10 protein-coding genes are annotated in these 8,065 nt (G+C 35.4%); 4 read left to right on the top strand and 6 right to left on the bottom strand.

Translation table 11 applies throughout. The annotated features are described in order from the left end of the window. Positions 1-100: 100 nt before the first annotated feature. The 6 genes from BN52_RS01795 to BN52_RS01770 form a co-directional block, all read right to left on the bottom strand. Positions 101-568 carry a GNAT family N-acetyltransferase gene (locus tag BN52_RS01795; protein WP_008472388.1) on the bottom strand — a complete coding sequence of 156 codons (468 nt, stop codon included), beginning with the start codon at positions 566-568 and terminating at the stop codon, positions 101-103. After that, on the bottom strand, positions 565-741 hold the full coding sequence (locus tag BN52_RS10320; protein ID WP_008472385.1) for an SRPBCC family protein: 177 nt from the start codon (positions 739-741) through the stop codon (positions 565-567). The genes BN52_RS01795 and BN52_RS10320 overlap by 4 nt, the downstream gene beginning before the upstream one ends. A gap of 291 nt (positions 742-1,032) precedes the next feature. Then, positions 1,033-1,434 (bottom strand): arsenate reductase (thioredoxin), encoded by a 402-nt coding sequence (gene arsC / locus BN52_RS01785; protein ID WP_008472384.1) that lies wholly within the window; start codon positions 1,432-1,434, stop codon positions 1,033-1,035. A gap of 102 nt (positions 1,435-1,536) precedes the next feature. Beyond that, positions 1,537-2,445, bottom strand: coding sequence for a M48 family metallopeptidase (locus BN52_RS01780; protein ID WP_008472383.1), 909 nt, complete (start codon positions 2,443-2,445; stop codon positions 1,537-1,539). A 526-nt stretch (positions 2,446-2,971) separates the two neighbouring features. Beyond that, the gene (locus tag BN52_RS01775; RefSeq protein WP_008472380.1) at positions 2,972-4,150 is read right to left on the bottom strand and encodes an IS256 family transposase; all 1,179 of its coding nucleotides are present in this window, start codon (positions 4,148-4,150) and stop codon (positions 2,972-2,974) included. A gap of 338 nt (positions 4,151-4,488) precedes the next feature. Beyond that, the gene (locus BN52_RS01770; RefSeq protein ID WP_008472379.1) at positions 4,489-5,343 is read right to left on the bottom strand and encodes a hypothetical protein; all 855 of its coding nucleotides are present in this window, start codon (positions 5,341-5,343) and stop codon (positions 4,489-4,491) included. Between the two features lie 208 nt (positions 5,344-5,551). On the opposite strand from BN52_RS01770, the gene BN52_RS01765 reads away from it, so the two are divergent. The 4 genes from BN52_RS01765 to BN52_RS10520 all read left to right on the top strand — a co-directional run. Then, positions 5,552-6,376 carry a hypothetical protein gene (locus tag BN52_RS01765; RefSeq protein ID WP_008472378.1) on the top strand — a complete coding sequence of 275 codons (825 nt, stop codon included), beginning with the start codon at positions 5,552-5,554 and terminating at the stop codon, positions 6,374-6,376. Between the two features lie 280 nt (positions 6,377-6,656). Continuing rightward, positions 6,657-7,004 (top strand): hypothetical protein, encoded by a 348-nt coding sequence (locus BN52_RS01760; protein ID WP_008472377.1) that lies wholly within the window; start codon positions 6,657-6,659, stop codon positions 7,002-7,004. A 63-nt stretch (positions 7,005-7,067) separates the two neighbouring features. Continuing rightward, positions 7,068-7,796 carry a hypothetical protein gene (locus BN52_RS01755; protein WP_008472376.1) on the top strand — a complete coding sequence of 243 codons (729 nt, stop codon included), beginning with the start codon at positions 7,068-7,070 and terminating at the stop codon, positions 7,794-7,796. 119 nt (positions 7,797-7,915) lie between these two features. Further along, positions 7,916-8,065 (top strand): helix-turn-helix domain-containing protein (locus tag BN52_RS10520; protein WP_157685036.1); only part of this gene is annotated, 150 nt, incomplete at its 3' end.

Raw genomic sequence — 8,065 nt, 5'->3', positions numbered from 1 at the left:
AGAAATAGCGAATCAATTATTCCGTCGAATAATCAATTCGCTTTTAAGCTTAGAATGTTTTATTTGTTTTAGAATAAAAGAAAAAATAGTTTTACTAATGTCACAATTGCTCAAGATTTGCGGTTAATACCAGCATATCCCGTAACAATAAGCCATTTTCGTAAATATGTTGCTGATAATTTTTAATAAAAAAATCTTTTTTTATCTCAGTAATCCGAAATCTAACTTTTTGGTAAAGATACAATTGTTTGAAACTTGTGCTGCCAGTGCCGATTTGTAATTGTTGGTAATTTCTTTGCCTAGCAAACTGAAAGGCATAAGTTAGCAGCTTTGTAGCAACTCCTTGATTTTCAAATTTGGGATCCACAGCAATATTTTTGATTTCTAGTTTAGACTGCGAAATTGCTTGTAAAACCATGATAGCAAGCAATTTTTCTTTTTTTCTAACTTCAAAAGTTATGCCTGCTTGTAAATACTTTTGAACTAGATCTTTATTTGGGTCAGCTAACAAAAGTAAGTCCCAATGTTTATCGGTCAACTTGTTTACTTGCGTTATTGTAAAGTTCATTTTATACTTTCAGCCTCTACATATTCTTTAAAATGGTTTAAAATAGCCTGCCAACCCTGTCTTTGTATCTCAATTGGATTTTCTTTTTTAGGGTCAAATTTTTCTTTAATGCGAACTAAGTTTGGTTCTATTTGTTCAAAATCAAATCCCATCGAACCATCTTTTGCTTCCATCCGAGAAGTCAGCTTACCACCGATTCTTAAATCATTTTTGGCATTAATAGTATGCCAATCATCAGAGGCAGAGCTTCATTATTCAATATACTTTGGCTTATTCCAATATTGCCAAACTTCCTTAAGGTTAGCACTGACATCTACTTGTACTTCAATCATAGCTTACATCTGCTTTTAAACATCAGCAGAGATTCTAGATCATCTGCTAGTTTAATATTTATACTCACTGAATTACAACATTACATTTGATGAAGATTGAAAGCTACCTTGAAAAGCGACATGAGAAATTAGCTAACCTAACTTAGAAACATATTCTTTGATCTCATCACGTACTTGGCGAAAAACTGCTAGCTTCTGTTTATCTGTACCTTGAGCTTGTGCGGGATCAGCTAACGGCCAATGAATACTTCGCGTATGTTCTGATAACACAGGGCAGCGATCCTTGGCATCACCACATAAAGTAATAACTAGATCACTAGCTTTTAAGTAATTTGGATCAATTAGTTTCGATTTTTGTTTGCTAATGTCAATTCCATCTTCTGCCATTACTTTAACAGCATTAGGATTTAATCCATGAGTCTCAATTCCGGCGCTTTGAACTTCATACTTGTTTTTCAAAAAAATCTTAGCATATCCTTCTGCCATTTGACTACGACAAGAGTTGCCTGTACATAAAAAATATATTTTTTTCATATTATATTCCTTCTTATTACTTATTTGTGAAACCAATTTTCCATAATGAGTTAAACTAATACCAAAAATAAAGACTGTAGTAAATTCTGCAGTCTTTATTAATTACATGTCAGCTGTATGTTCAAGGCGCTCAATTCGTTTATCCAAAGTTGGGTGATCAGACAAAAGATTAGTCCACCAATGTTTAACTTTATAAGTATTGAAAGCTAAAGCTTTAACCATTAAATCGTCTTGATTTTCAATGTATTGAGAATCTATTTGTTGCAATTTCCGCAAAGCAGACATGATACAATCTGGATTACGAGTCAAATCAACTGAACCAACATCTGCAAGATATTCACGTTGTCTGGAAGTTGCCAAGTTCAAAAGTTTAGCAATTGGCAAAGCAATGAGCAATAAGCCACCACCTACTATCAGGCATAGCCCGCCAAGACCATATTTGATCGCCTTTCCAAGCAAACTTTCAGCGGAAGTGGTGAGCAAAGTCCAGCCAAGGCCTAAAAGCCAAATGGCAGCTAGAAAGATAAAACTGTATAAACCAGAGGAAATCGTTGTTACCCGCACATCATAATTACGAATATGTGACATCTCATGTCCAATTACCCCTAGCAATTCATCATGGTTCATGACATCTAGCAGACCTTGAGTTACTGCTAAACTTGCATGTTCTGGATCACGGCCTGTCGCAAAAGCATTAGGTATTGGATCTGGTGTAATATAAACCTTCGGCATTGGCAATCCAGCAGCTAAGCTCATCTCTTCTACTAATTCATAGAGCTTTGGATTATCTGCTCGCTTGATTTCTTTTGCATTAGTTACAGTCATGAGATGACGAGTTGCATTGAAATAAATGCGCCAAAGATAGATTAAGCCAGTCCCCAGAAAAATTAATCCTACGATCGGGGTCAAGCATGCGGAAAGCAAAACCGTGATTGTTAGTAATAACAGAACAAACATAATCATCACAATCCAAGTATTACGCTTATTCTGCTTAATTTGCTTGAATAACATTATTTTTTCTCCCAAAATTCTTATTTCACGTTTATTTTATGATGGACTGTGAATTAGTGTCAATATTGTTCCCGGTGTTTGTAACTTATTTATCCTTCCTATTTTTTCTATTTTTGTCTATCCGACTAGCAGTTAAAGGATACTTTGCATCTAGCTTTGAATCAACCCACTTCAGGGTAATTAACTTTTGTAATGGCCGCATTAACATCCAGCCACCAAGCCAAAAAACTCCCATGACATCCTGCTAAATATTATTATGAACAAACTTGAAGAATACGCCCCATACCATCATAATAATATCTAAGTGTAAAATAATTTGCGGTAAGGTAAAGAACAAATGAAAAAGGAGTCAAATTCTCCTAGGGACTTGACTCCAAAACAAAAAGACCAGTAGTCTAGTGTTAACAAAAAAATAAAAAATAGAAGCTGGTCTTTTATGAACTCAATTGTAACTGAAATCGTAAAGAAACTATCAAATCTTTTGTGTAAATAGATTTTTCTCGTAAATTGATTTTTAATTGTTTATTTAATCAAAATAGGATTCTAAGGTATCCTGTACCTGACCAAAGCCTTTATGGATTCGATTAAAATAGCGGCTGTTGTAACTCATTGCCTGAATCCCAATAAATGTGTCAAGTGACTGTTCAGTTGGAAACTCTACTTTAGGCTTGGCTTTGCGCTTGATAATGTTGTTAAACGATTCAATCATGTTTGTCGAATAAATTGATGCCCTGATCTGCTTGAGGTAATTATAAAAGACCAGCAGATCCGATTCGATGGCTTTTAATTCTTGAATAACACGACTATATGCTTTATTCCATTTGCCATAGAATTCATGCAAGGCGGCCGTGGCGCCTTCTTTATTGGCCTGTTGATGAATCCGCTTGAATTTATCCATGATCGCTTCACGATCGTCGACGCGAACTTTAGCGCAAATATTGCGCATAACATGAACCATGCAGCGTTGGAAGTGGGCCTTGGGATACGTTCTAGCCAAAGCTTCTTTCATGCCAACAACGCCGTCCGAAAGAAAGAACTCAACCTGGTTTAATCCTCTAGCTTTCATATTTTGGAGCATCTGCGTCCAGACTTCAATATTCTCGCTAGGCGCAATGCAGTAGTCAATGACTTCTTTATAGCCATTGGGCTTGATGCCAAGGGCGATATAGATGGCTTCCCGTTCAAACGTTTCTCGACGTAGCGGAAGATAGGTCGCATCCAGGTAGACACAGAAAAACCTATCGCTCAGCTTGCGCCTGTGATAGGCCTCAACCTTGGGGATCATTTGCTTGGAAATATTCGATATCTGAGCCGGGCTGTAGTGACAGCCGTACATCTTCTCAATCAGATCAGCGATTTCCCTGGTAGTGACGCCTTTAGAATAAAGCTTGATAATCATGTTTTCTAAGACATCTGCGTGCTGCTTGTAGTCAGGCAGAGTGTGCTGATGAAACTGTCCATTGCGGTCTCGGGGCACTTGAACTTCGATTTGTCCAAACTGGGTATCGACCTTGCGAAAATAAGCGCCATTTCTAGAATTGCCAGTATTCCAGCCATCTCTGGCATAAGGATCATATCCTAGAAAGGCAGTCAATTCAGCTTCAAGCAGATCATTGACTGCCTGTTGGAGCTGTTTACGCAATAAATCATTTATTTTGTCTTGATCGAATAGAGCTTGAGCAATATTTTTGGTAAAATCATTCATGAAGGAGTTCTTCTTTCTGTATGTTGTTTTTTGTTCAAACCAATCATACGAGAAAGGAGCTCCTTTTTCTAATGTTTAGGGAATAAAATTTAAGGAATCGTCCATCCTTACACAAACTATTTTACAGTCTCCTTTTTTTAGGGTGGAGTTAGTAAAAGTTGCTAACTCTTGATAATTATTATTAACAGTTGCTAACTTTTGCCAATAGTTGCCAACCGTTGCTAATAATTGCTTTTTATTATTAATGTTTAGCAAAATTTGATATAAATTCAATAAAAAATAGTAATAATTGCTACTTTTTAATAATTGTTGGTAAAAGTTACTAATTTTTACTAACTTTACATGCGCCCCCACCCCCGGAGTCCGCTCATCTTCGTTAAGCCTTGATATGACTGCATTTCTTCGATGAACTTTTTTGACAAGAAAGGCTTGAAAAAGCTGATATAACGGGGTAAACGAGGATTTTTTAAAAATGAGAGATCTTGAACGAACCAGTCATCATCTTCGTTGCCTTTTTCTGACGAAAAAGTGCTTTGAGCCTTAGAATCAAGGGATAAACGAAGCTTTTTATCAGTTATTCCACCGACTAATAAGCCTTCGGTTAAAAGCTCTGGAAGCCGTGCCAAATCAGCATTCTTAATGAAGTAATCTTCGTTAAGCCTTGATACAACTGGCTTAGAAACCTTTTTATCATAAAATGGGACATCGAAGGTAGGCAATGTAAACGTAGAACCGAAACTATTAGTAATAGATACGGTCTTTTCTTCATCATTAAACCTAAGCGAAGAATTATTACTACCAAGTGCAGTAGGCTTGAAGTTTGAAGCATACAATGCTTGAATTACTACTTCATTGGCTTGCAGGTTGTGAAAGTTAATACCAAAGGAACGAGGATCACGATAGAAACAGTGATATGCAGACAATAGATTGCGTCCATATCTGCTAATCACATAAGCAATCTGCTTAATTCTATTTTGACTTTCATTACTTTTAATTCTGTTAAGGACTTTATCCTTATTCACCAGCTTATTCAGAACATGGTTGGATATAGAAGTAGGCTTGTTCTTGATAATGGAATAGATCATTTCAAGTTGAGGTTTGGTTACAAAACCTAAATTAGCAATTTGCTTAATCAAAAGAAATAGATCATCAGTTAGGGAGATGGTCTTAAAATTGTTCTTAAAGTTGATCATAGTGATTACCTTTCTTTTAGCTAAATATTAGAGGGTTATTTATACATAAGAGTAAAGCCTAAATAAAGTGCAAGGGGTAATCACTCTTAGACAACCAATATGATAGGCTTTAAGGCAAATTGGCTTAGCCCAAAAATGCATAAAATCAGACCTAATGATTGTGCTATTTTAAAAGTGCAAGATATTTGGATGAAAGATGGAGGTTTTTATGGCGAAAACAACAAATAATGGAGATGAACCAAAGAAGCCAAGAAAAGGTTTAGCTCTTCTTTATCGACTAACTCACTATGATTCCTACCATTCTTATCGAGTGAGAATGGCAATAGTGAGAAGCCTGCTTTGGCTGGCGGTAGTTCTTTATATTTACAAATTATTCATACCTAACTATCAAACGGATATTTTGGTTAACGATATAATTATTTTCCTATTAGGTAGTTATCTGATCGCTTATTACTCGGTTACTGCTAAGGCTTCAATAATGTTTAAAGACTCTGCCTATGTGATGCGAAAAATAGCCTTTTCCGGGGTTATCAGCAATTCATGGAATATTTATGATGGTATCTTAAAAGACCCAGAAAAGGGCGAAGTATCCGTTGAGATCACTTTCTTCAAAGAAAAGGCATTTCTTGTTAATGTATTTGATTTAATGAGAAAAAACGGTAAGACTTTACCACTAACGAAAGACGACATAGAAAACTTAAAACAATATATTGAGGTGTTAGATGGTTCTCAAGCTTTAAGAAAGAAATTTGAGGCTTACGCAACATTAAGCGATGAAATGGTTAAAACACTAAGTGATGCCGGTATTCTTTTAACTAGACTTGACAATCATTATCGAACTAAGCCTTATCGTTGGGATTATGCTCGAACAACAGGTAAGTGGGGCAATGCTCTATTTGGCTATCCAAGTTCATGGAATGCTTATAGATTAAATACTATAAAGATCGACCATGATAAGATGGATCAGCAACAAGCGGGTTTAAAGAATCCAAATCTAAGTGAAGAGGAAAGCTACATTAATTTGAATAGATAAATAAATGATTAGCAAAGCTACACAAATGCTACAATGCCAGTTTCTGAAATGCTAAAATACGTGGTGAATATTAGTTTATTCATTTTTACTTTTTTATTTTGCGAAGCATAATTCGCTATTTTACATTTCAGATTATTTGTACAATATTTGTTTCATAACTTTTAAAGGATCATAAATTAACGACCGTTAGTTTATGGTCTTTTTTGTATTTAGAGTTAAGAGACTAGGTAAAATGTAAAAAACCTAAAAAGAATTTGATTTATTGAAAGGAAAAACTATTATGAAGAGTTTTGAAAATGATGAATACAGCTTTTACGCAGGTCGGTTAAGTGGAGAGGAGATTAGCAGAAAAGAAGAAGATCAGTCACTTTATGAATTTGGTGGCGACTTATTCAAGAATGAAGTTAACTTCTCTGCATTTGGTGATGATTGTGCGTTAAGAGGTAACGGCACCTTAATTGATGATCCTAAAGTTTACTTGAATGTCAACATGGATGAAAATAAAGATTTTATCCACGATGCCAAGAATAATAAAATGTCTTTGATTGAAGATCCACATAGCGTAGTAATGTGCCACGTACGTGTGATTTCTGACAGAAGAAAGTATGTCGATAAAGATGGCAAGTAACGTATTTACAAGCAATATGGTTATGTTCCAATTCTTGCTAATAGTGTTACTGCCAAAAAGGATTTGATTAGATTTGCGGAAGGCGATCATATTGAATTTCGTGGAGCTTTCATTTCTAAGCAATTAAAGGATGAAAATGGTAAGTTGACTAACAACACCACTTTCTACTGCTTGTTGCGTCAATTCAATGGTTATCCAGTGAAGATAATGCAAAGACGTTTAGAAAAGGCTTTGGGTAAGACTAAAGCTAAGCAAAGCTACCACAAAAATAATTCAAACTATCAGAAGAATGAGACTAAGAAAGATTATCAACCAAAGGTTCACTCAAATAATGCGCAAGCATATTACAACAGAGAACCCCAAAATGATTATCAAACTCAATTTCAAAATAATTATTCTGATAAGCAGTTTGAAGCAAGTGAGGCTCAAACAAGAACTAGTTCAACACAACCAATGAATACTAGTTCAAAAGTAAATGATTCAGTTAACCAAAAGAAAACTGAACCGATTGAAAAGGAAGAAGTTAAGCCAAAAACTTCATCTCAACAGCCTTTAACTGGTAATGAATACAGCAATGTATCATCAAATACCAGAGAGACTAATGAAGTGAAGCATGAAAAGACTATTAAGGAGCCGGTTAACCGTACTTCGTCTCGGCAAGCTGAAAACCAGCCATCTAGTATGAATGGCAATAGTGCAACGGCAACAAGCCCTAATACTAATGCCCAATCACAAACTAAAGATGATGATTCCAGTAATGATGATTCAATGTCTTTCAACTTTAACTTCTAAGAAAAGTATTTATTTTCTTGAATTTACAATCTAAGTGCAACAGTTAATCTTTGAAAAAAGAAAAGACTCATGATGTCCTTTATAATGGTGTTGAAAGAATCTCATCAAAGGAGTGCATCATGAACCTCTATTCTCATCTTACCATTGAAGAACGCGAAAATATACTGAAATATCATACTTTGAAAATGACCATTACTCAAATAGCTAACATATTGGGTAGAAACAAATCCACTATTTCTCGCGAATTGCACAGAAATAGCGATCTTAAT

Source organism: Lactobacillus gigeriorum DSM 23908 = CRBIP 24.85 (assembly GCF_000296855.1).
GTDB lineage: Bacteria > Bacillota > Bacilli > Lactobacillales > Lactobacillaceae > Lactobacillus > Lactobacillus gigeriorum.
This window is presented reverse-complemented; position numbering and strand designations above follow the sequence as displayed.